Source organism: Vibrio mytili (assembly GCF_049563345.1).
Taxonomy (GTDB): Bacteria; Pseudomonadota; Gammaproteobacteria; order Enterobacterales; family Vibrionaceae; genus Vibrio; species Vibrio mytili.
The window spans coordinates 959175-984024 of record NZ_CP110482.1 but is presented as its reverse complement, the minus strand read 5'-3'; the positions used below and the strand labels follow the sequence as shown (position 1 = coordinate 984024).

The window sequence follows — 24850 nt, the reverse complement described above, 5'->3', positions numbered from 1 at the left end:
TACTTATCGTGTTCGATTCCTTTTTTCCCAAACCTAAGCTGTTTTTCTTTAGCTTCACTTTTTGGTCCGTCATTTGTGTCCTTGGTTGGTATACTCTCATTCAAGATCTTGGCCCTAGTCTAAGCTTGGCGGACTGGTTTGGTCTTCATTATCCTAGCGCACTCGCTGCTGATGCTAACCCCGACTTAGTGGCACAGTTTCAATCCGCGCAAGAGAGTGCGACTAACGCTTGGCTATATCAATATATGGCGGTGTGTTATGCCTTATTCATTGGCACTTGGCTAAAAGTGGGTGGCCAAAAGTGGGCAAAATGGTCTGTCGCTGGTTCTGGATTAATCGTATTCGTTACTTGGTTTCAGGTGGAAGTCAGTGTGGCTCTTAATGAGTGGTATGGTGACTTTTACAACTTGATCCAAAAGGCACTGTCCGCTCCAAACAGTATTACAATGACCGAGTTTTACTCGGAGCTCTCTACGGTAATGTTCATATTGATGGTCGCGATAACTGTGGCGGTGTGTAACTCATTTTTTGTCAGTCACTATGTGTTCCGTTGGAGAACGGCAATGACCGATTATTACACGTCAAAGTGGGAGTATGTCCGTCACGTAGAAGGTGCTTCTCAGCGTATTCAAGAAGACACCATGCGTTTTGCTTCGATTATGGAAGACTTGGGTATCAGTTTCCTCAATTCGATCATGACGTTACTTGCATTTCTACCGATTCTTTGGAGCTTGTCGGAACACGTAAAATCAGTTCCGATTCTGGGTGAAATACCTCAAGCATTGGTTTTCGTTGCGATTCTCTGGTCGATTTTTGGCACCATGCTGTTGGCAATCGCTGGGTCAAAACTACCAGGGTTGGAGTTTAAGAACCAGAAAGTAGAAGCGGCATACCGTAAAGAATTAGTTTACGGAGAAGACCACGAAGATCGTGCAGAGCCTATTACTTTGCAAGCATTGTTTAGTAATGTTCGTCGTAGCTATTTTCGACTTTACCTACACTACGTGTACTTCAATATTGTTCGCTATGGTTATTTGCAGGTCGGTGCATTCGTTCCCATGATTGCTTTAGCGCCATCCATTGTGGCGGGCGCATTTACACTGGGTATGATGCAACGCATTATGAATGCCTTTAGCCAAGTGGAGAACTCTTTCCAATATTTAGTTAACTCTTGGACGACCATTGTTGAACTGCTTTCAATTCATAAGCGTCTAAAAGGTTTTGAGCAAGTGCTTAATGAAGCTGAAGCCGAGTCGCTTCAAGCTGAACTTCAGCTCAACCAAGCGGGTTAATACCAACAATTCGCTTTAAAAATCATTTCAAAAGGTCAACTGACCTTAGCAGTTAGAGCCGCATTGAGCGGCTCTTTTTTTGCGGTAAAGCCGATACACTTGAGTGGTGATTTTAATCCTAAGCCGTCGTTTTTACTGTGCCGTTTCTTTCTGATACTGGTGCTTCAAAATATACATTCTTTTAACGTCTCGATAAGCACCATTGATAAAGTACTCCTCAACCAAATGGCCTTCTTCAATGAAACCGCATTTTTTGTAGAGGTGAATAGCAATGTCATTGTCTACTGCAACCAGTAGGTATATTTTACGTAGATTCAAAATTGAAAACGAATAGTCTAACGCACGGTGTATCATATCGGTCGCGTAGCCAAGTCCCTGATGGTCGGGTGCAATGATAATTTGAAACTCAGCACTACGATGTATGTAGTTAATTTCGATAAGCTCGACAAGGCCGATCACAATCCCGTCGTCGTCTTCGACAACAAAACGCCTTTCGGCATCATCATGGATGTGTTTACGATACAGCTCTTCTAACTCATCGTAGGACTCATAAGGCTCTTCAAACCAGTAGGCCATGATATTACGATTATTGTTCAGCTCGTGAATAAAACGTAGATCAGAACGTTCTAGCGCACGCATTTTAAGACCTTTTTTCATTTTGTTTCTCCAAAGAGAGTAAAAGTCACTCCCTGATCTCCGTGACGAGGATTGTAATCCAGTTTCGTCAATGGTTCCGAAATTTAATGCGTTTTCGACGGCCACTTCATTATAAAAATTTGATCCTTACGACAAAAAACCTGATTAGGTGTATGTCGCTATTTCATATTAAATACACCCAATTGACCCATGGTCTTAATCTAAATAGAAGGTATGCAGTATGTTTTCAATTGGTGATGAAGTTGTCGCTACCAAAGGCGTTGATCTAGGAAAAATGGTCGTATCTGGTGTAAGTGGCGGTGGTGCGTATACGCATGTTAAAGCTAATGGTGCCGTATTGACTTATCCGACAAGAGACCTGAGGAAGGCATAATGTACTGAAATGACGTTAAAAAACGTGTATCTATTTAACGTCATTGATAAAAGTGCTGCGGGTTGATTGATTTTACCCAGTGGCCAACGAATAAAAGGTAGTGTTCTAGAACGCTACCTTTTTTGTTGTGCTTATGTAGTTTGACTCACAGAGGTAGGGCAGAAGCCTATATGTTCTTATAGGGCTCTAGAATGAGTTGACTGATTTGAGCAACGAGTTGATCTCGTGCTTGTAAAGATAGTTCGGTATCGGTCACGTAAATAGTGATGTAAATGGGCTTATGATCTTCTTTCCAGATCACTGCATTGACCGACCGCGATCCGTGACCTCCCTGCCCAGAACGATCGGCAATGGACCATCCTTGTGGAAGTACGGAGCGAATAAGAGCGTTGGATACTTTGTTGTCCTGCATCCAAATTCTTAACTGTAGACGAGACTCATAAGCAAGTACTTTGCCCTCAAGTAAACTTTCTAATGTATTGACCATGGCATTTGGCGTGGTTGTATCACGTACATCCCCTGGTTTGGCCTCGTTTATTTCTGGCTCTTGGCGATCTAATCGTGTTGTATTGTCTCCAACACGACGTAGGAACAAGTTTACTGCGTCTGGGCCTCCAACGCTACTGAGTACAAGGTTGGCAGCGGTGTTGTCACTCATTAACATTGCCGCTTCGCAAGCATGTTCAACGCGTACACTTTCTCCGGTCATCTTCTCCATCACAGGCGACCACATTACCATGTTTTCTTTGACTAATTTAGACGTGGCATTTTTATCTAATTGACCGGTGTCCATACTTTCTAGCATTGTTGCACATGCCAGAGTTTTTGCTGTCCCCGTTAAAGGAAAGCGCTCATCACCACGATAATCCCAGTGGCTGTCGTTTTGCGTGTCCCAAATAGAAACACCAATACGCCCAGAGATTTGTTGCTCAATATTAGAAATGTTTTCATTGAGGTGGGTGGCTAAGCTAGCGGATGAATACACGAGTAGTCCCATCAACAAAAATAACTTTTTCATAGGTCTTGTTCTTCTATTTTTATCTTAGCTCGCGAAATCGCGTCATTCGGTTCGGTACTATAGCGATTCACGGTTATCTGGCCTGTTAAATCTCTGTCCATTTTCTGTAGAAATATGCACAGGATTTACGCAACTTTACGTATATTGACGTTAGAAGAGCTAAAATAGAATAAAGGTGGTTGTGAGGGTGACGAGCATGAAAACGGTACGGAATTTTGTGTTTGTATTAATAGCGATTGTGTCAGTGTTGTGGCTGATATCTGAACCGCAGCTCCTATCATCGACTCAATTCTTCCGTTGGCGTTCAGCGCTAACCCAATATTCAGGCATGGTTGCATTGGTTTTAATGTCGGTAGCGATGGTTTTGGCATTGCGATTGCCCGCGATTGAACGATGGACTCGTGGCCTAGACAAAGCGTATAGACTCCATAAATGGTTGGGCATTTCAGGCGTTAGCGTAGCGGTTCTACATTGGGCGTTGTATCAAATACCCACATGGTTGATTGAGTCAGAATTTTTGGAGAAACCTGTCAAGTTTACCGGTGCTGGGCCTGCGGGTCATAACCTTCAAGGGTGGGAAGCCTGGATAGCAGATTTGCGTGATGTTGCGATGAATTTTGGGGAGTGGGGCTTCTACTTATTATTGGTCTTGGTTGGTATTTCACTTTGGACCGTCGTAAAGTATAGACCCTTCAAACTATCCCACCGATTGATGGCCGTAGCTTACTTGATGCTAGTGGTTCACTCGGTACTAATGATTAAGCGCGCATATTGGGGTGAGCCTATTTATGTTGTTGTTTGGGCATTTGCCTTGCTAGGGTCTGCGGCTGCGGTTTACAGTTTGCTTGGGTTCGTCGGCCGTGCGAATCGTCATCCCATGCGGGTTAAGTCAACGCGCTTTTTCTCCCAAGCCGGGGTGATGGAATTAGTTCTCACGCCGACAGAAAGTTGGCAAGGGCATAAAGCAGGGCAATTTGCCTATGTGCGCTTTGGTGATGAAGACCCCCACCCATTTACGATTGCTTCGGCAAGCTCCGACCCTGATTTGAAGTTCTTAATCAAAGAGCTAGGGGATTTTTCGACTGGTTTATACCAACGAGTAAAACCCGGTGATAACGTCACTTTGGAAGGGCCTTATGGACGTTTGGAATTCGACGTCAGCAAACCTCAGATTTGGGTCGCTGGTGGGGTAGGGGTTGCGGCTTTCTTCGCAATTCTCGCGACATTAAAAGAGCGGAGCTCACATCAGCCAGCGCACTTATTTTATTGTTGTCGCGGACTTGATAGCCAGTTGCTGGATGAGCTTTGGCACGCTGCGCACCAAGCAAGGGTGGATTTGAGCGTGATTGATACCCAGTCGTCACCAAGACTTAATGCGGAACGGATCGTAAAACGTTGCGGAGACTTAACAGGTTATGAACTGGTTTTTTGCGGTCCAGAATCATTCTCACAAACATTGAAAGCGCAGTTGAAAGCGTATCAATTTGATACTGAGCATCATTACCATGAAGAGCTGTTTGTGATGCGGTGAAAGGGCTGCGCAACGGAAGCAATGTCTTGGTCACTCTTTGGCTTTGATCAAGCTACGACTTCGTATCATAGCGTAGCTTGATTTTGGAGTTGGAATAAAAAGGTTATCCTTCACCTTGGGGAATTTACCCACTTAGTCAGTCATCTGAAACTTTATTCAGCTAAAGCTGATACTGTTTTACTAAGTGCCACTTTTTCTGATACGACTCAATCAACTCTTGTTTGCTTTTATCTTTATTGTGAAAATGCAGCGCACCTTGCTCTTTGAGTAGTGGATAGTCGTTTTCTATCATCTCAAGAACCGTATTCACTCGCTTAACGGTCGTGGGCGTACAGCTTTTGCCACTCAGATCATCCTCAATATCCAGTACATTGGAGCGAAACATCTCAACAGTAAACAGCCTTTCCAGTTCGTCATGGTTTTCAAGTGCGAGAAGGTATCGTGCTTTCAACGACTGAGTGACGTCAATGATGGCTCTATCTGCATGATTTGCTCGCAACCATGCAATCTTGTTCTCCAGTGCACCTACGGCTGCGTGTTTGACGTGATGGAATATCGTTAAAGACTGATGTCGTGAACAATCATAGTCCAGAATCCAACCAGATAAAAACCGGGTTTCAAAGCGTTCACAAAATTGAAACAGTGAACTCTGGGTACCATCACTGTTAAACTCAGTCAGCGGATCAAATGGATACATATAGCCGAAATCAAATAGCCATAATTTCTGGTTACTATCGACTAATAAATTACCAGAACTTAAATCCCATTCGAACAAGCCGACTTTTTCGCTCTCAATCAAGGTAGAAAAAAGTTGCGATAGCAGCGAAGGGGTAAGCTCACTGATAGGCTCTCCTTCAATCCATTCGGACAAGATAATACCCAGGCGATAATCTGCATACACTGTCTCCACGATGCACCTGAATGCTTGAGATGTTTTGGGATCATCTTTAAGCTTTTGAAAGTCAGAGCGGCGTTGCACCTCATTAAGAAAAGAGAACTGACCATCAAGGTTTTGTACGAGAGGTATCGGGCGCTTTTTCTTTAACGTGTAGTCCTTTCCGTTAAAGCGAACACGATAGACTTCTGCCGTAAGCCCACTTTTGAATCTTTGAATGACATAAGGTGAGTGACTCGTGGTTAAGGCGAGTTGTTTTGGCGATATGGGGCAGTGAGCCTTGTTACCAACAATCAAATTGGCATTACTTTCTTCAAATTGTTGTTGTGCTTCGTGACGTTTCGTCATTCTAATTTCCGTTTCGATGCGTATTGGAATGATAACGTTATCAAAACACCGTTGGTGACATATCACCCTTGCGATAATCAGTCGGGGGCTGAGAGCGAAGGACGATTAGTGGTTTACCGAAGAAATCGTTCAAGGTTCCATGACTCGATATGAGGTCTGGTTACTTTCCGACAGAGGATGCGACTTCCCGAAAGAAGTAGGAGCAGCGAAGTGCTCCTATTTGCGTTCTCGTTCAGGTACAAGGACAGCGTGCTTACAATTTCACTTTTTTGATCATTCCTGCCTCTGCGTGGCCAGGAATGTTGCAAGCAAACTCAACATTATTGTCACCGTGGAAGTGCCACAGCAACTGTTTCGCTTTGCCTGGCGCGACGGTGACAGCATTACCAGTGTCATGCATATGATCACCAGCCATAGTTTTCATCATTTCTCGATGTTCACGTTGTTCTTGCGCTGAACCAATAGTGAACTCATGGTTGATCTTGCCTGTATTCATAACCACGAATTGGACCACGTCGTTCGGTTCGATTTTTACCTCTTTTTTGAATGTAATTTTCATGTCATCACTCAAGATAACGTGGATCACCTTGTCGGGCTTGGCCCCAGTAGCTGGCATGCCTACCGCAGACATGCCTGGCATTCCGCCCATACTTGAGTGATCCATTTTTGAATGATCCATAGGCATGCTTTCACTTTGCATATTCTCCATAGGCATGTTTTCTACAGACATACCTTCTACAGACATAGCGTCATGGTTCATATTTGAGTGATCCATTTCAGCCAAGACGCTACCAGAAGCTATAGTCAGAGTAAGTGCGATTAGTGTCTTTTTCATCGTAATGTCCTTACATTTCATCAGTAATGCGCCATTGATACCAACACAATGGCGCTGATTGTTTAGTTATTTAGGGTGTGATTGATTTTTCACTTCGCGCTGTTTCCACAGCTTGAAGATCGCTGGCAACACCAGCAGGGTGAGCAGAAGCGCTGACGCCATACCACCAATCATTGGTGCGGCAATACGCTGCATCACTTGAGATCCGGTTCCTTCACCGTACATGATTGGTATGAGACCAATGATTACGGTGAGTACGGTCATCATTACTGGACGCACACGTAAGCCCGCACCTTCACGAATCGCGTTGGTCAGATCGTTCAGGTTTAGTGATTCTTTTTTCTCTTGAGCGTCGAGCTTTTTGTGGTGCCAGGCTTGGTTAAGGTAGACAAGCATGATGACCCCAATTTCGACGGCGACACCTGCCAGTGCGATAAATCCGACTCCCACAGCAATGGAGAAGTTGTAGCCAAGGTAATGCATGAGCCACAAACCTCCCACCATCGCTAAAGGCAGTGTCAGCATGATGATCAGGACTTCACCTATCCGGCGGAAGCTGAAATAAAGCAGCATCATGATGATCACGATGGTGATAGGGACCACGATGCTCAAACGGTCTTTGGCTCGCTCCATATATTCATACTGACCCGACCATGCGATCGAATAGCCAGTCGGCAGGACCAGTTGATCAGCGACAGCTTGTTGTGCTTCGACGACATATGAGCCGAGATCGCGTCCGTCAATATCGACGAATACCCAACCGTTAGGACGTGCATTTTCGGTCTTAATCATCGGTGGTCCATCTTCGTAGCGAATGTCGGCCACATCAGCGAGAGCAATGCGAGCACCGTTTGGCGTAACGAGTGGTAAATTTTGCAGTTTGACGACAGAATCCCGATAATCTTGTGGGTAGCGAACGTTAATCGGGTACCGTTCTAGGCCTTCGATTGTTTCACCTACGTTCATCCCACCAACCGCAGTAGAAATGACTTGCTGAACATCTTTGATATTGAGTCCATAACGAGCGGCAACGCGACGCTTGATGTCTATTGTGACATAGCGGCCCCCAGCTACACGCTCAGCATAAACCGATGACGTGCCATCAACACCATTTAAAATGGGCTCCAACTGAGCGCCAATTTTTTCAATTTCCTTGAGATCTGGCCCCGCAATTTTGATCCCGATAGGGGTTTTAATACCGGTCGCTAGCATATCGATACGAGTCTTAATGGGCATAACCCAAGCATTCGTCAACCCAGGGAACTGGATCAGCGCATCGAACTCTTTGCGCAGTGACTCTGTGGTTACCCCCTCGCGCCATTCTTCTCTTGGTTTAAACTGAATCACGGTTTCGATCATCGTCAATGGAGCGGGATCTGTCGCGGTTTCTGCACGACCAATTTTGCCCCAAACGGTTTTTACTTCAGGTACCGTTTTGATCAACTTGTTGGTTTGTTGCAGTAATTCACGCGCTTTACCAATAGAAATTCCTGGATAAGTGGTTGGCATGTACATCAAATCGCCTTCATCCAGCGGTGGTATGAACTCACTGCCCAATTGACTCGTTGGGTAGTATGCTGACGCCATGAGCCCAAGTGCGAGGACGATCATCGCTTTGGGATACTTTAGGCTTAGGTTTAACAATGGGCGATAAAGCGCAACCAAACTACGGTTCACTGGGTTTTTGTGTTCAGGAAGCACTTTTCCCCGAATAAAGTAACCCATTAAAACGGGTACAAGTGTGATCGCAAGCGCGGCGGCTGATGCCATGGCGTAGGTTTTCGTAAAGGCGAGAGGCGAGAACATTTTGCCTTCTTGTCCTTCGAGCGCAAACACCGGAACAAAACTTAACGTGATGATAAGCAGTGAGAAGAACAGCGGTGCACCGACTTCTTCTGCCGCTTTGCTAATCACCTGCCAGCGGTTTTCATCCGTTAACGGTGTTCGCTCGATGTGTTTGTGGACGTTCTCGATCATGACAATCGCTCCGTCAACCATGGCTCCGATGGCAATGGCTATCCCACCCAGTGACATGATGTTGGCGTTAATGCCTTGCGAATGCATGATGATGAAGGCAGATAAAATGCCGACAGGCAAGCTCAGAGCGATGACCAAGGATGAACGGATGTGGAACAGGAACAACGCACAAACGACCGCGACGACGATGAATTCTTCGGCAAGCTTTTTCCATAAGTTGTCCACCGCAGCATTGATCAGAGTTGAACGATCGTAAGTTGGAACGATTTCCACACCATCAGGCAAGCTGGCCTGTAAATCATTAAGCTTTTCTTTGACCTTGTGGATGACTGCGCTCGCGTTTTCTCCATAACGCATGACGATAACACCACCAACCGCCTCACCTTCGCCATTCAACTCTGAGATACCACGGCGCATTTGTGGCCCTAAGTTGATGTCGGCAATGTCGCCTAACAGCAGCGGTGTACCTTTCTCGGTCACTTTTAAAGGCAAGGATTCAATGTCTTCGATGCTCGTCAAATAGCCGGTGGTTCGAACCATGTGCTCAGCTTCTGCCACTTCGACAACCGAGGCGCCAGTCTCTTGGTTACCATTTTGGATGGCCATGTTGACTTGCTGCAAGGTGAGGTTATAGGCACGTAATTTAGCTGGGTCGATTTGAACCTGATATTGCTTCACCATGCCGCCAACGGTTGCGACTTCAGATACGCCATCAACGGTTTGCAGTTCGTATTTTAAAAACCAATCTTGGAAGCTGCGCAGTTCAGCAAGGTCGTGTTGACCCGTTTTGTCTTGTAGGACATAACTGTAGACCCAGCCGACACCCGTTGCATCAGGCCCCAATGTTGGCTTCGCACTGGGTGGCAATTTCGGTGCAACTTGGCTTAAGTATTCCAAAACACGAGAACGAGCCCAGTACATATCGGTATCATCGTTAAAAATGATATAAACGTATGAGTCGCCAAAGAATGAATAGCCACGAACGGTTTCTGCGCCCGGAACCGCTAACATTGCCGTTGTGAGCGGATAGGTGACTTGATCTTCTACGACTTGAGGGGCTTGTCCCGGGTAGCTTGTTTTTATGATGACCTGTACATCAGACAAGTCTGGAATAGCATCGACAGGTGTGTTTTTTACACTATAAAGTCCGGCTAATACCAGCACGATCGTCGCGATCAGTACCATAAAGCGGTTATTGATGGACCAACGAATAATTGCGCTAATCATAATTATCCCTCGACCGCTTCAAGTTGCTTGAGCACATAATCAGAGCCTTGCTTTTCGATTAGAAACCGAACTTTTTGCCCTTCTTCAAAGCCGGATAAATCAACATCGTTGCCCACTGAGAAGTTCATTTCCCCAGCCTCCCAATTCCATTCTGCAACTGGCATATGGTTGAGAGTAATCATGCCAAAGTCGGCCATTAGCATGCTGATGTCACCTGTTAGCCAAACGTCAGTGACCACTACACTATCATTGGCTTTGTAGTCCAAAATCTCATACTGGCCCGATGGTGTTTTTTGGATTTCGAACTCAATGGCTTGCCCTTTGTTCAGGCCATTCATTTCTACCCCTTCACCTAAGGTAAAATTCATCACCATGCCTGGCCAGTCCCATTCCGGTACTGGTTGGTGGTTGATGGTCAGCATCCGATGATCGTTCATTACATCGGTAATTTCACCTTTTGCCCATGCGGTTGGGGCAGGCGTTTGTTTTGCCTTCGAGATTCTTGATAGGTCTGCAGACTGACTGGATTCTGAGTCAAGCATGAAGTGCGCTGATGTGACGATGTGATCATCTTGGGTTAGACCTTCCAGCACTTCCGTCTTGTCGTCGGCTTCACGTCCAACCTTAATGCGTGTTGAACGATATTTTCCGTTGCCTTCTGCCAATACCACCCGAGCCATTCCGCCAGAGCGAATAACCGCAGACTTTGGAATCGTCATCACAGCTTCGTCACTAACCGGTTGTAGGGCAATGTTGGCAAACATATTAGGCTTAAGTTCGCCATTTGGGTTGGGGAATTTTAAGCGCACACGCAATGTTCGGGTTTTCGGATCCAAAATGGGGTAAACATAATCCACCAGGCCTTGCCACTCCTTGCCAGGAATCGCATCCAGTGTCATAGAGGCGTTACTACCCGCTTTCATCCAATGGGCTTGACGTTCGAACACTTCTGCGTCTACCCAAACATTATCAAGTGGCCCCGCACTGACCACGACTTGAGCCGGTGATAGATACCCGCCTTCTCGAACGTTTAAACTCGCTATGATTCCGTCGGCAGGGGCTTTAATTTCAATGGTTTGTGACGCTTTTCCGCGTTGGGTTATCGTTTTGATTTGCGAGCGATCAACGCCCAAAGTCACCAAGCGCTCGGTTGCGCCTTTTACTAAGCCATTGCGACCCGTGCGGTAAGCATTCAGAAGCTCTTCTTGTGCTTTAACGAGCTCCGGCGAATATAGCGTGAACAATACATCGCCTTTTTTAACCTGCTCACCTACAGCATTGATGTACAGTTGTTCAACCCAACCAGCGACTCTGACGTTGGTTTGCCAAAGATGACTTTCATCAAAAGCAATATAACCGACCGTTTCAATACGAGGGGCGAGTTTCTCTAAGGTGACGGCAGCCGTTTTCACTCCGAGGTTATTTTCCACCGATGGATCAATCGTTACCGTTCCCGGCTTATCCTGTTCACCGGCGAGATCGCCTGCATAAACAGGGACTAAATCCATTCCCATTGGAGACTTTCCGGGCTTATCTCGCTGGTAATTAGGGTCCATCGGAGCGACCCAATATAACGGTTCATCTGAACTGCTTGATGTGTTCTCGCCTATGTTGGCGGTCTCGTGCTTCGTGCCAGAGCTAAATTGGTTTGCTCCAAATCCGAGTACTCCACCGATAAGCAGAGCGATCGTGGCAATTTTGATTGAGTTTGACGTCATTCTTAATTCCTTATTTCCTCATTTCATTCAACAGTCGATGTATTTTTTGTATTTCGGACTGCGTCGAGAGGTTTCGAGTTTTTCGTGATTCAGTTCGTATTCTTTTCAGGCGTAATAACGGGTGTTGATACCTGATATTCAAACCCGCCCAACAGCGCTGATAAATTGCTGTTTACGATGTTTAAATCGGTGAGCAAGCGCTGTTGTTCTAGCTTTAGGGCCAGCTCATCAGTACTTGCCATGAGCACATCGTTAAACTGAGCGGTGTTATTTTGGTAACCTCGCTCTACCGCGCGAATACGAGCTTTGACTTGAGGAAGTAGGGTGGATTGATACCGTTCCAAACGTTGAGTTAGATTGGTACGATCGACTAGCAAGGTGTTTACCTTGGCATTCATTTGGGTGAGTAATGTGTCTTTCTGAGAGCGAGCTGCCCCAACCTGATATTGGGCTGCTGCGAGGTTTCGGTCTTGGCGATTGCCCGTAAACAGAGGAATATCCATGGTGAGATAAGCACTGACTAAATCGGATGCTGGTTCACCTTTCATGTTGTTTGCCTGACGATAAGCATAAGCCACTTCGACCCCAAACTGTGGTGTATAAGCTTGCTCGGCGATTTCTACCTGAGTTTCATTAGTTGAAACACTGATATCCGCCATTTTCACCATAGGGTGGAAGCTCAACTGTTCATAATGCTTACTGGTATCGGTATTTGCGGCGAGTATTCGCGTTAAATGGCTCCAGTTCAATTGGTTACTGGCTTTAATAGAGATTTGATTGTGCTGTGCATCGTTGTGAATCCAATCTGCTCCTAACCATTCAGACAGCTGAGCAACCAAACGACGCTGCATCTGTGCGTTGGCCTGTAGCTTTTCGTCTAATTTGCTGACTTGGAGTTGTGCATTGAGTAAATCCTGAGCCTCACTCTTACCAATCGAATAATTGGTTTGAATAAAGTTTTCCATTTCTTTCATTAAACGGCGGTTTTCCAACATGATCTGTTCCGCTCGTTGTTGATACCCAAGCTCAAGCCAGAGTTGGGTCATGCTGTTGGCAATCTCCAATTCACGCGCATGTACTTGGAGTTCGACACCATCAGCTTGTTGATTCGCTTTCTTTTGCTGCAGACCAAGGGTGGAACCGCGTTCAAACTGCTGCATTAGGCCAACGGAAATATTGGTCATTGGATCGTCATCAAATTGAAAACTGTCGACAGGTAAGCCGCCAAAACCAACTTTCAATTTTGGATCCATGAGCGTTGCGCTTGCCACACCAGATTCGCGTATGGCTTCGGACTGTGCAAAGAACTGCTTTCGAGTTCCGTCATTACTCAATGCAAGGTTAATTAGTTTTTCAAGTTCTTGGGCTGATTGAACTTGTGTTGACTCATTTGCCGAAATGTCAGATGAGGACTGCGCCATGACATTAAAGGCGGGTAAGGCAACAAAGGTCAGTGAGCAAATAGTGCTCACTAAACGATTGGGGTGGAATTTCATCGTTTACATCCAAAATGTTTCTCTTCAAGAGCTGAGGTACGATCGAACTCGTATGTCCAGAGCATATGAAGGGAGTTCACCAATTCTATGAGCTAAAACCTGTTCATGTGTTGCCATGTACTCATGTCAGTAAGCACAAAGTAGGAGAGAGTTTTAGTTCAAAAATTGGGTGTAGTTAAACAACCTGCGAGTTAGCAGGATCGAATATGGTTGGGGGAAGTTAAACGATGGGAGGTCGATAGAGGTTGTTGTTGACTTGTACAACAGGTGCACTTGTATCGAACAACATTGGAGCACGATAGGCCTGCGGTAAAGTATGATTACTTGGTGTTGGTAAATACACGAACATGGCTGAACAGGACGCTGAACAGCAGTTATGAATTGAGCCTGTGTTGTCCACACAATCTGCCATCACGTTTTCAGCTAAGGCGTTTTCAGACAAGGAGAGCGAAGCTTGATCGGGAGAATGCGAAGCGTGAGTATCTACCACTCTCTCCATTACGTGAGAACCACAGTGTTCGGTTTTCTGCCTATTAAGCATTGGCTGTGTGTTAGCCATAGCGTGAGACGACATGGAGTTGTTATTCGACATCATTCTTAAACTCATTAGCGACGCACTGTTCGCGACACTCGATACAACAAGTACCAGTGTGGTGAGTAACGTAAGCCAAATTGTATGCAGTGATTTGAGACGCATACCGTATCCAAAATAAGAGTGATGATGTTAATAACCCTTACATTATAAAGGTTACCCTAGGGGGAAGGTCAATACTTAAGAATCTACAATAAAATTCTCTTATTGAGTGTTTTGTCACAAGCGTGCAGCGTAGTAGGATTTATCCTTAAAAATAATGAGGTCAATTGGCTAGCCTCGGGGGAAATATGATCGAAATTGTCATTGACGGAAAATATAGAATAGTCGAAGAAGGGCTAACCCTTCTAGAAGCCGCAAAAGTGTGTGGGGTAGAGATTCCCTCATTATGCGGCTCGAATAAAAGTAATGAGAAAATTCCGTGTGACTTGTGTGTGGTTGAAGTCGAAAGCGGTGGTATCAAGCGCGCTTGTGAACTCGAAGTGCACCATGGTTTGAATGTTCTTACACAGTCTGAAGATTTAACCGAACGTCGCCGGAAAGCCTTGAACCGCATCATGAAAGATCATTACGCTGACTGCGAGGCGCCATGTAAAACTGCCTGCCCAGCTGGCGTAGACATCCAATCGTACCTATATCACATCGCACAAAACGATCATCAAAAAGCAATTGAAGTGATTAAGCGTACGTTGCCTATGCCGCTGTCAATTGGTCGAGTCTGTCCTGCATTTTGTGAAAGTGAATGTCGTCGTGCTTTGGTGGATGAGCCAATTGCAATTCGTCAACTTAAACGACACGCTGCGGATGCGGACTTAGCAAGCTATGAGTCTTTTGTTCCTGAACAGAAAACCGCTAAAAACTTAAACATCGCGATTGTGGGCAGCGGCCCCGGTGGTTTAACGGCTGGGTACTACTTAACGAATGAAGGCTATAACGTCACCGTTTTTGAGTCTATGCCAAAAGCGGGGGGATGGTTACGTTACGGTATACCAGAATACCGTTTGCCAAAGGACATTCTGGATAAAGAAATCGAATTAATGTGTCGCAATGGCATGCGGATCGAGACCGATAAAAAGCTCGGGGTTGATTTCACGCTTTCCCAATTAAGTGACGATTACGACGCAGTGTGTTTAGCGGTTGGGGCATCGCAAGCGGTAGAAATGAATTATCCGGGTAGCGACTTGCAAGGTTGCTATTTGGGGGTCGATTACCTGAAAGACTATGTGACTGAGCAAACATACGTCACGGGTAAAAAAGTGGCGGTGATTGGTGGTGGTAACACGGCGATTGACTGTGCCCGGACCGCCCGTCGTGCGGGAGCGGATACCACAATTATCTATCGTCGAACTCGAGAAGAGATGCCTGCTGAAGACTACGAAATCGTGGAAGCCGAGCATGAAGGCGTAAAATTCCATTTTCTTACCAATCCAGCAGAAAATGTCTCAGACGATAAAGGGGCTGTGAAGGCGATTCGTCTAGAGCGCATGGCCTTAGGCGCGCCAGACTCTTCAGGTCGCCGCAGTCCGAAACCAACTGGTGAGTTTTTCACGGAAGAGTTCGATACCGTCATTGCGGCCGTTTCTCAAAAGCCTGATCTGAGCTTTTTAGATAATGACAGCGTTTCTATCCCTGTGACTCGATGGAACACGTCTGAAACGGACGACAAAACTATGCACACCGGTACCGGGAATATTTTTAGTATCGGCGACTTTCGACGAGGCCCTGCAACGGCGGTTGAAGCGGTGGGAGATGGTCGTGTCGTTGCAAAAGCGATAGATTTATTCCTCAATGGCGACATGGCGGATATGCCAACTGTGGCGTTTAACTCTCGTAAAGAGAAGACGTTATCGCAAGTTGATCCGCTGCACTTTGAGAACATTCAAAAAGTGGCGCGTTCAATCATGCCTGAGTTAACACCTGAACAACGTGAACAAAGTTTTGCTGAAGTGGAATTAGGCTTTAACAATGAAGAAGCCATGCAAGAAGCGGCTCGATGTTTGGAGTGTGGTTGTCAGGCAAATACAGATTGTGATTTACGTGATTATGCGACGGAATATGAGGTGACACAGTCTTTTGAATCGTCACTAAAACTCTCGCCAACGAAAGTTGTTGGGCATCAAGATTGGCTCGACTTGCGAGCAAAAGATCTTCGTCATAAGTACCCAGTTGACCGTAGTTCGGAGTTTATCGAATTTGATGCCAACCGTTGTATTAGCTGTGGCCAATGTATTCAAGCCTGCCGCGAAAAAGCGGTACACGGGGTATTGAGTTTTGTCAGTGACGAAAATGGACGTCCGGCATTACGACCAGATGACCGTCCGAGATTTCGCAGTGCAGAAAAAGGTTCAAACGTTAACGCTGCAACCTTGATGGGGGATTCTAACTGTGTTCAGTGTGGTGCCTGCGTACAAGCGTGCCCAACCGGTGCCATGGTAGACAGTCGTGATCGCTCTCAAGGTCGTACCGAGCACTTGAAAGCTGTGGATACGATCTGCACCTACTGTGGTGTGGGTTGTAAGTTGACCATGTATGTTGATGAAGCCGAAAATAAAGTCCGTTATGTAGAAGGGGCAGACTCGCCAGTTAACCAAGGTATGTTGTGTGTGAAAGGGCGATTTGGTTTTGACTTCATTGCCAGCGAAGAGCGTTTAACTACCCCTTTGATTCGAAAAGACGGCTGGCTACAACCGGCTAGTTGGGAAGAGGCGATCCAGTTAGTGGCGTCCAAGTTCTCCGCAATCAAGCAGGATTTTGGAGGAAATGCGCTGGCAGGTTTCTCTTCTGCTAAAACGACTAATGAAGATAACTACCTGTTCCAAAAGTTTATTCGTCGTGAATTAGGCACCAACAATGTCGACCACTGTGCGCGCTTGTGTCACGCTTCAACGGTTACGGGGCTAGAGGCCTCTCTGGGCAGTGGTGCGATGACCAACGATATTCCAAGTATTCAGCATTCTGATGTTATCTTTATTATCGGTTCGGATACCACATCCGCACACCCAATCATCGCCTCGCATATTAAACAAGCGATTCGACATAACGGTGCTCGTTTGATCGTTGCCGATCCTAAACGTGTGGATATGGTCGATCATGCCGAACTTTACTTAGCACATCGCCCCGGTACTGATGTCATGCTACTCAACGGGGTGATGCAGCAAATCATCAAAAATGGTTGGTATGACTCAGAGTACGTTGAAGAGCGTGTTGATGGCTTTGATACCTTATTACAAGAGGTAATGTCGCCAGCGTATAATCTCGATAAAGTTGAGCTTGTTACGGGCGTGAAATCGCAAGATATTTTCGCGATGGCGCGCATGATAGGGACTGCTCAGCGCACCGCAGTTTACTACTCGATGGGGATTACCCAGCATACCACTGGACACGACAATGTGCGCTCGATTGCAAATTTGCAGTTGTTGTGCGGCAACATCGGCATCGAAGGTGGTGGTATTAATCCGCTACGCGGTCAATCGAATGTGCAAGGCGCGTGTGATATGGGAGCGCTGCCAAACTGCTATCCAGGATATCAAAAAGTATATAACCCAATGGTACGTCAACACTTTTCTATAGAGTGGAACGCACCGGACTTGTCTGCTGAGCAGGGGTTGACACTGACCGAGATTATCGACGCAGCGTGTAAACGCGATGTGCGCGGTATGTACATTATGGGTGAAAACCCAGTGCTCAGTGATCCAAACCAAGCCCATGTGATTGAAGGTTTGGAAGCATTAGATTTCTTGGTGGTGCAAGACATTTTCCTAACCGAAACCGCACAGTATGCGGATGTCGTTCTTCCTTCTTGTTCCTTTGCAGAGAAGACCGGGCATTTCACTAATACTGAGCGCCGTGTACAGCGGATTAATCAAGTGGTGTCGGCACCGGGTGAGGCGAGAGAAGACTGGAAGATCATTCAAGACATTGCCAACGCGATGGGTGGCGATTGGCACTATCACTGCGTTTCTGAGATCACCAATGAGATCGCTCGCGTCACACCACAATACGCAGGATTACGTTGGGAGACGATTACGCCAAATGGTGTGCAATGGCCGAGCAATAAGAACAATCCGCACGGTACGCGCATTATGCACCAGACGCAGTTTACGCGTGGCAAAGGGCAAATGGTGGGAATTCCATTCCGCTATGCTGCTGAGCTTCCGGATGAGGAGTTTCCTTTAGTACTGACCACGGGGCGTGTTTTAGAGCAATTCCATACGGGAACGATGACGCGAAAAACCAAAGGGTTAGATAATTTGGCTGGCCCGAGGGCGATGATCAGTGTTGAGGATGCAGAAATACTGGGCATCAGTAATGGGCAGAGGCTGAAAATCTCTACCCGCCGTGGCAACATGGAAATAGATGCTTTTGTCACCAAACGAATGCAGCAAGGGGTGGTATTTATTCCATTCCACTTTGTTGAATCACCGGTAAACCGTTTAACCACAACGGCAACCGATCCGCATGCGAAAATCCCAGAGTTTAAAGTCGCTGCAGTAAAAATTGAGGTGAGCGTAACGGAGGACGTACCGGCTAAATCTTCAACGCTCGTTCACACGGGTTAGATAAAATAGGCAGGTGAGAGCTCGACATGGGTTCTCACTTGTTTGAGTTTTTATCAGTTCTTCAGTTCTTCAGTTCTTCAGTTCTTCAGTTCTTCAGTTCTTCAGTCCTTCAGTTCTTCAGCTTTTTGACTTGATCATTCTCGTTATTTTAACGTTTTCAGACATGTTGACTGTTTTTTGTTCAAGTGCTGTTAGAGCTTGTCATAGAATTGACCATTTCTGACCATTCCTTGTTATTTAGGTAAGTTTTATAACCTAAACTTTTCATATCCACTATGCTTATACCCAAGTTAATTAGTGAAACAAGATTCATATGTTGCCGCGGCTAAGCGCTCAGCTATTCTCGCTGAATCGAACAACTTTAGGTTACTTAGATATACGAATAACAAAAAAGAGGAAACTTGTATGACAAGAACAACCTCATTGACCTTGGTCTTATTACTTATGTGCGCCTATTTCGGATACAACCGAATGTATGTGTATCCTAAGCAGTTGGAAACGCAGGCTGAATCTATGCTGATTCAGATGGCGAATCGGGAAGAGTGGATTGATGCATTTGACGTTAAGAATAAGGTCAAATCGCATAAAGGACACCTTGAGCTAGATGCACGCATTAAGTCGTCAGACGGCAACCGGGCTTACAGTGAAGGCCTTATTACTTATACCGATCGAGAAGGTGTCGTGTGCAAAGAGGTTCTGTTCTATTTCAAAATAGACTCGCTGAAAAACTACACAATATCCCATTTAAGAGATTGCTCGTACGGTGAGTACTATTGAGTACCAGGTTATTAATCCAGCGATTTCTTAAATCTTAATGAAGCGACGAGCAAGCCAAGTAAGGTAAAGCCCACCAACCAAAGTGTATCTCGCCACAAATCGACTAAGTCTGCACCACGTAAGACAATGCCTCGAATCATGCGCATAAAATGCGTTGCTGGCAGGACTTCAGAGATCCACTGGGCCGCGATGGGCATGCCTTCATAAGGAAACATAAATCCTGAAAGCAGGATGGAAGGAAGAAGAATAAATACCGTCATCTGCATCGCTTGAAGTTGAGTCGAGGCGACGGTGGAGATCACTAATCCAAGTGTCAAACTGGCCGCGATAAATAACAATGTGCCTAACAAAACCTGACTCAGAGCGCCGTTTATTGGTACGTCGAAAATCCAGTGTCCTAATCCCAAGATGATGAAGACTTGAATTAATCCAACAAATATATACGGAACGATCTTAGCAATCATCAACTCGATTGAGTGAATCGGTGTGGTGATGAGTAGCTCGAGATTGCCACGCTCACGCTCTCGAACAATGGCCGCGCTAGTAAACAAAATCATCGTCATAGTAAGAATAATTCCTAGTAGGCCAGGAACAATGTTGACTGCTGAGCGCCGACTCGGATTGTAATAGAGCGCGACTTCAAAGGTTTTAATGGGGGCTGATCTGATGTCGAAGTCAAAATCCGTGAGTGGCATGGTTTGCAGTGACAGAATCGCAGAACTGATCATGGTGTCAGAACCATCGACAATCCATTGCCCAAGAACACGTCCTTGCATCATTCGTTGGGTCAGATCGCTGGGTAAAATGAGTGCCGCACGCACGAGACCATCCTGAATCGCTTGTTCTGCTTCTTGAGGTGTGGCATAGGTTGCTTTGATATCCACGACCTGAGTCACTTTTACAGACTGAGTAATGATACGCCCTGCAGTACTGCCACTTTGGTCTACAACGCCAACAGGGATATTGCGGATATCTGTGTTGATTGCAAATCCGAACAGTAACAGTTGAATGAGCGGGATCATCACCACCATGCCAAATGTAATGCGGTCACGAGACAGTTGGCGTATCTCTTTTATCATTACCGCTTTCATGCGGGTGATGGTACTCATTATTGTCGGCCTTTTCCTGTTACGCTGACAAACACGTCTTCTAAACTAGGACGTGCGTCGCTCATTTCAGCATGTTTTAGTTCTGGAAAAGTATTTCTCAACCATTCTATTGGCTGTTCAATATGTTGGTGAATGAGAATTCTTAATCGGATCCCGAGTTGTGCAGCAGAACGAACTTCTTCACGCTGAATGAGCTTTTCTTTCAGTTCCCTTAGTTTGTTCGCTTTGACTTCGACAATGTTCACCCTCATGTTTTGCATTAATTGTTCCGGTTCACCATCCGCGCGAATTTCTCCTGACTCCATGATTGCGAGACGGTGGCAGCGTTCAGCTTCGTCCATGTAATGGGTGGTCACAAGGATTGTCGTGCCTTTGTCGCACAGGTCAAACAGTTGTTCCCAAAATTCACGCCGATTTTCTGGGTCCACCGCGGACGTTGGCTCATCTAAGAACAAAAGTTCTGGCTCATGCATCGTCGCTGCAGCAAGGGACAGGCGTTGTTTCTGACCGCCACTCAAGCTATTGACTCGTTGTTTTCGTAACTGACCTAAACCGTATATGTGAAGTTGATCTTCGATTTTGGCTGTGAGGTGTTTTTTGGGCAAGCTGTAGATTTGGCCAATAAACTCAAGATTTTCCTGTACAGAAAGATCGTCGTACAAGGAGAACTTCTGTGTCATATAGCCGATCTTAAGTCTCAACTGCTCTGCTTGTTTGGGGATCTCTAGACCGAGCACATCGACGCTGCCTTCACTGGGGCTGAGTAAGCCAGTAAGCACGCGAATAGTCGTGGATTTACCGCATCCATTAGGCCCTAGAAAACCGTAAATCGAACCTTTGGGCACGTTTAACGTGATATCGTTGATCGCAGTAAAATCACCGAATCTTTTCACCACATTGTGGGCCTGAATCGCGTATTCGGTCATGGGCTATTCCACCAAATCGACTTGCGCAGGGATGCCGGAAGGCAACGATACTGCCGACTCGGGCAAGTCGACTTCAGCCAAATACATCAACCGAGAACGTTCCTCTTCGGTCAGAGCAAAATAAGGAGTAAAAGATGGTTCACTCGCCACCCAGCGCACCGTGCCTTGCAATGGGTTGTCTAAGCCATCAACGTTCACCGTAACGGATTTGCCTGGTACGAAGTTGATGCGATAGTCTGCGGGAACGTACACTCGCGCATAGGGCACGCGGCTAGCCTGAATCACCGCAACAATGCCATTAACAGGTACACGCTCGCCAAGGTTGTACGGTAGGTTGTCCAGTTTCCCTTCTCGTGTTGCCGTAATCGTCAGCTCTGATAACTTTTGCTCTTGCAGGGCAACATCGGCTTTTGCCGCCATTAGCGCAGCTTTAGCTTGTTCGATGTCCTCTAGTCGTGAGCCAGCAGTAAGTTTGCTGAACTCTTCTTTGGTCGAATTTAGCTCTGCTCGGGCAGAGTCTCTTGCTGCGAGGGCGGAGTCTCTCTCCGATTGACTGATGAGTTTTTTGCGCACCAATTCGGCTTTGCGTTGGAAGTTCTTTTGTGCTTCAGTCAGTTGTGCCTCGGCTCTTGCTACTTTTGCAGAGGCGGCCGCGATATCTTCTGGTCGTTCCCCGTTCGTCAGTTTCAATAAGTAGGCATCTGCTTTTGCTTGTTCTGCTACCGCATGAGCGAGCAACGCTTGTTGGCTGGTACTATCCAGTTGCACCAGTACGTCCCCTTCACTCACTAGGCTACCTTCTTTGACGGGGAGGGCTCGAATAATCTCGTTCGATGTGGCTGTAAAAGTGACACGGTCACGTTCTAATGTGCCAAGAGCTTGAGGTGTGTTGTCTGGTGAGCATGCTGCGAGAAGGGCGATGATAAAAGTATTGAATAGAATTCTCTTCATAATGCATGCTTCCTTATAAGGTCGGCCGACCCCTAATAGATACATTTTAGCATGTTATCTGGATGCGATTCTTTTTAAATAGAGAGACTTATATTCAAGTCACAACAAAATATTTGGTTCACAGAGGATAGCTTGGATTGTCGTTACGGTAGCGAATGAGTTAAGGACCATTGATGACCTGTTTATCATGATAGCCCAACCGAACGTTGGGCTTCGCTTGAAGTCGTTGATCGTGTTAAACGAAAATTTTCCCTTTCATATACAGCACACCATCACCAGAAACCTTAACGTTACCTTCGCTCACGTCGCAGTGTAAAATCCCACCGCGCTTTGAAGCTTGGTAGGCGATAAGTGATGTTTTGCCAAGCTCTTTTGCCCAAAATGGTGCCAGCCCTGCGTGAATAGAGCCAGTCACAGGGTCCTCATCTCCGCCATTAGCTGGCCAAAAATAACGCGAAACAAAATCATACTCAGACCCTTTTGCCGTGACGACAACATCGTATGGCGCGAGTTTTTTCAGCTCCAATGATTGGTATTCAATCGACTCCACTGCTTGTTGGCTTCCTAATATCACGAAATAAGCTTGCTGGCTCAGCAGGACACGATCAACCTGACTACTGAGACCCTCAATCAGTGCAGTAGGGATCTCCGTAACGGGTTGCGGTGGTAACGCCGGGAAACTCATTTCTATCTTGCCGAGTGAATTTTTCACTACGGACAGTTGGCCAACTTGCAGCGTGTGAAATTCGATACTGCCTTCAACACCAAGCTCCTCGAATAATACCAGCGAAGACGCTAACGTTGCATGACCACAAAAGTCGATTTCTGTGAGGGGAGAAAACCAACGGATCTCATACTGATTCGGAGCGGTTTTTTTAATAAATGCCGTCTCAGAGAGATTATTTTCTGAGGCAATGTTTTGCATGAGCTCAGGTGCCAACCATTCTGTAAGAGGAACAACGGCGGCAGAGTTGCCTTTAAATTGTGAGTCAGTAAACGCGTCAACGACGTAAATATCCAGTTCCATTCTGTCTTCCTTATTCTCTGAGCAGTGAGTTAGCATAAACCAAACATTATTGAGAGAATAAGAAATTTAGCTCGAAACTTTCAAGTAGAAAAAAGTGCCTATGTGTCGTGTTTGATGTCGTTCACTCTCATTCTCAGTGTTATGTTCACTAAAGCGATTAGGAATGAAAACTCAGTAAGAGGGCCAATAACTATCAGACAAATGATCACGGTTGGTTCCTGATACCTCTGTCGCCGAATAATGATTGAACGATTCAAATTTCGGCACTTATTTGGGTATACATCGGAATTGAGTGATGAGGATCAACAGACGCTAAAATAACTCTGAAAAAAGCGCGCTAAATTTATTGAGAGCGTCTCTTTGTATGCGATAGCAAACTTTTGGTGGATTTGGCTCTGCCGTTATGAAACCCGCCTGCTTAAGAATGCGAAGGTGTTCCGATACCGTTGATTGTGCGAGTCCTAGTTCAGTGACGAGATCACTATTCAAGCAGCCATCCATTTTTTCCAAGGTATGGAGAATATGCAGAATTCGGAGGCGTGCGGGATGCGCCAAGGCTTTCGCTTGTGCGGCAACTTCTTTTTCATTGTTTAATTGCTGTTGCGTCGTGTTGAAAACGGCTTGGCAATCTGTTGTGCACTTATTACTCATGTTTGGCTTTTGATAGCTAATCGTCGAATTGCGATGGATCTTACTCGCTGCGTGTGTTTTACGCAAGGAAAGTAGGTTGTGGTACAGAGAAGGACTTACGTTACTCCAAAGGTGATCTGACGACTTTGTATTTGCGTTGCTCTCGTAAAGGAATAAACCACGTGTCCTGATATTTAAAGTAACTTTGACCATCCACAACCACGGTTTTTTTGGTGTGCGGAAGGGTATCGATAATCTGACCAAGTTTATACCTACTTGGTTTAATGGTTCGTTTGGTCGACAATATCTGTTTAGCTTGGTTTGCAGAATTTGTCGAACGGGCTACCTCGGGCAAATCAGTTTGTCTTAACTCTGAGGTGTTGGATAACGATCGGTTCGGTATGTCATCAATAATCGTGTAGTTGCCTACGGGTGGACTCTCTACATAAACATAACGGTTACCGCGTTGCTGATAATAGGCATCGTGAACGATTGCGTAGGTGATCCCGGCAAATACCGCGAACGTTGCAATGCCTACAAGATCGTTATGATAGTAGTAATATCGACCACGATAAGGTGGATACCAGTGCGCATGGCGAACATAAAAATGGCTTGCGTGATGCCTCGGTGGCCTAACGATATAAGGCGGCCTATGGTGATGTGGTCGATAATGATGGGGCGGCCTGTGACTATGGGGTGGCTTGACTGGTTGATGCGGGCGCTTTAATAGACGAGTGTGATGTTTGTTACCCGGTTGAGTGATTGGTCTCACCGAATGTTGGTTATCGGTTTTTGCTGACAAAGGTGCAGTGCCGACAAGCAGCATCAGAAAGGCCGCTATCACACATTGGGTCAAAGAAAGGTTTTTCATTGTCTACTTCATTTGTCGGCTTTTAGTACTTCTAAGTATAT

Annotated in this window: 19 protein-coding genes; 5 read left to right on the top strand and 14 right to left on the bottom strand. The window is 45.9% G+C overall.

Going from position 1 to position 24850, the window contains the following annotated elements; translation table 11 throughout:
• Nucleotides 1-8: 8 nt before the first annotated feature.
• Nucleotides 9-1292 carry a peptide antibiotic transporter SbmA gene (gene sbmA / locus ONE56_RS17940; RefSeq protein ID WP_423840639.1) on the top strand — a complete coding sequence of 428 codons (1284 nt, stop codon included), beginning with the start codon at nt 9-11 and terminating at the stop codon, nt 1290-1292.
• Between the two features lie 132 nt (nt 1293-1424).
• On the opposite strand, the gene speG is transcribed toward sbmA, so the two are convergent.
• Entirely contained in the window at nt 1425-1949 is a 525-nt protein-coding gene (gene speG, locus ONE56_RS17935; RefSeq protein WP_331437694.1) for a spermidine N1-acetyltransferase, read from the bottom strand.
• 220 nt (nt 1950-2169) lie between these two features.
• On the opposite strand from speG, the gene ONE56_RS17930 reads away from it, so the two are divergent.
• Nucleotides 2170-2322, top strand: a complete 153-nt coding sequence (locus ONE56_RS17930) for a hypothetical protein (protein ID WP_423840638.1) — start codon at nt 2170-2172, stop codon at nt 2320-2322.
• Nucleotides 2323-2488: 166 nt separating this feature from the next.
• On the opposite strand, the gene blaCARB is transcribed toward ONE56_RS17930, so the two are convergent.
• Nucleotides 2489-3340, bottom strand: a complete 852-nt coding sequence (blaCARB, locus tag ONE56_RS17925) for a CARB/PSE/RTG family carbenicillin-hydrolyzing class A beta-lactamase (RefSeq protein ID WP_041153969.1) — start codon at nt 3338-3340, stop codon at nt 2489-2491.
• A 196-nt stretch (nt 3341-3536) separates the two neighbouring features.
• Between blaCARB and ONE56_RS17920 the strand changes: the two genes are divergently transcribed.
• On the top strand, nt 3537-4871 hold the full coding sequence (locus tag ONE56_RS17920) for a ferredoxin reductase family protein (protein WP_423840637.1): 1335 nt from the start codon (nt 3537-3539) through the stop codon (nt 4869-4871).
• Between the two features lie 160 nt (nt 4872-5031).
• Here ONE56_RS17920 and ONE56_RS17915 read toward each other — a convergent pair whose 3' ends face one another.
• From ONE56_RS17915 to ONE56_RS17890, 6 genes are all read right to left on the bottom strand, one after another.
• A complete protein-coding gene (locus ONE56_RS17915) occupies nt 5032-6114 on the bottom strand; it encodes an AarF/UbiB family protein (RefSeq protein WP_423840636.1) in 1083 nt (360 codons plus the stop codon).
• Nucleotides 6115-6367: 253 nt separating this feature from the next.
• A complete protein-coding gene (gene copI, locus ONE56_RS17910) occupies nt 6368-6949 on the bottom strand; it encodes a copper-resistant cuproprotein CopI (protein ID WP_041153966.1) in 582 nt (193 codons plus the stop codon).
• A gap of 66 nt (nt 6950-7015) precedes the next feature.
• Nucleotides 7016-10153, bottom strand: a complete 3138-nt coding sequence (locus ONE56_RS17905; protein WP_423840635.1) for an efflux RND transporter permease subunit — start codon at nt 10151-10153, stop codon at nt 7016-7018.
• Nucleotides 10154-10155: 2 nt separating this feature from the next.
• The gene (locus tag ONE56_RS17900) at nt 10156-11871 is read right to left on the bottom strand and encodes an efflux RND transporter periplasmic adaptor subunit (protein ID WP_423840634.1); all 1716 of its coding nucleotides are present in this window, start codon (nt 11869-11871) and stop codon (nt 10156-10158) included.
• A gap of 89 nt (nt 11872-11960) precedes the next feature.
• A complete protein-coding gene (locus ONE56_RS17895) occupies nt 11961-13367 on the bottom strand; it encodes a TolC family protein (protein WP_423840633.1) in 1407 nt (468 codons plus the stop codon).
• Between the two features lie 220 nt (nt 13368-13587).
• Nucleotides 13588-14064: a hypothetical protein gene (locus ONE56_RS17890; RefSeq protein ID WP_423840632.1), complete on the bottom strand. Its 477-nt coding sequence runs from the start codon at nt 14062-14064 to the stop codon at nt 13588-13590.
• A gap of 185 nt (nt 14065-14249) precedes the next feature.
• Between ONE56_RS17890 and fdhF the strand changes: the two genes are divergently transcribed.
• Complete coding sequence (gene fdhF, locus ONE56_RS17885) at nt 14250-18518, top strand: formate dehydrogenase subunit alpha (protein ID WP_423840631.1); 4269 nt, start codon at nt 14250-14252, stop codon at nt 18516-18518.
• Between the two features lie 405 nt (nt 18519-18923).
• Nucleotides 18924-19295: a hypothetical protein gene (locus ONE56_RS17880; protein ID WP_423840630.1), complete on the top strand. Its 372-nt coding sequence runs from the start codon at nt 18924-18926 to the stop codon at nt 19293-19295.
• A gap of 11 nt (nt 19296-19306) precedes the next feature.
• On the opposite strand, the gene ONE56_RS17875 is transcribed toward ONE56_RS17880, so the two are convergent.
• From ONE56_RS17875 to ONE56_RS17850, 6 genes are all read right to left on the bottom strand, one after another.
• Nucleotides 19307-20404: an ABC transporter permease gene (locus ONE56_RS17875; protein ID WP_331437686.1), complete on the bottom strand. Its 1098-nt coding sequence runs from the start codon at nt 20402-20404 to the stop codon at nt 19307-19309.
• Nucleotides 20404-21330 (bottom strand): ABC transporter ATP-binding protein, encoded by a 927-nt coding sequence (locus tag ONE56_RS17870; RefSeq protein WP_041153962.1) that lies wholly within the window; start codon nt 21328-21330, stop codon nt 20404-20406. Before ONE56_RS17870 ends, ONE56_RS17875 begins: the two co-directional genes overlap by 1 nt.
• Nucleotides 21331-21333: 3 nt before the next feature.
• On the bottom strand, nt 21334-22281 hold the full coding sequence (locus ONE56_RS17865; RefSeq protein ID WP_423840629.1) for an HlyD family secretion protein: 948 nt from the start codon (nt 22279-22281) through the stop codon (nt 21334-21336).
• Nucleotides 22282-22516: 235 nt separating this feature from the next.
• Nucleotides 22517-23308 carry a PhzF family phenazine biosynthesis protein gene (locus tag ONE56_RS17860; RefSeq protein WP_423840628.1) on the bottom strand — a complete coding sequence of 264 codons (792 nt, stop codon included), beginning with the start codon at nt 23306-23308 and terminating at the stop codon, nt 22517-22519.
• A 312-nt stretch (nt 23309-23620) separates the two neighbouring features.
• Nucleotides 23621-23959 carry an ArsR/SmtB family transcription factor gene (locus ONE56_RS17855; RefSeq protein ID WP_423840627.1) on the bottom strand — a complete coding sequence of 113 codons (339 nt, stop codon included), beginning with the start codon at nt 23957-23959 and terminating at the stop codon, nt 23621-23623.
• Nucleotides 23960-24059: 100 nt separating this feature from the next.
• The gene (locus ONE56_RS17850) at nt 24060-24809 is read right to left on the bottom strand and encodes a hypothetical protein (RefSeq protein WP_423840626.1); all 750 of its coding nucleotides are present in this window, start codon (nt 24807-24809) and stop codon (nt 24060-24062) included.
• Nucleotides 24810-24850 lie beyond the last annotated feature (41 nt).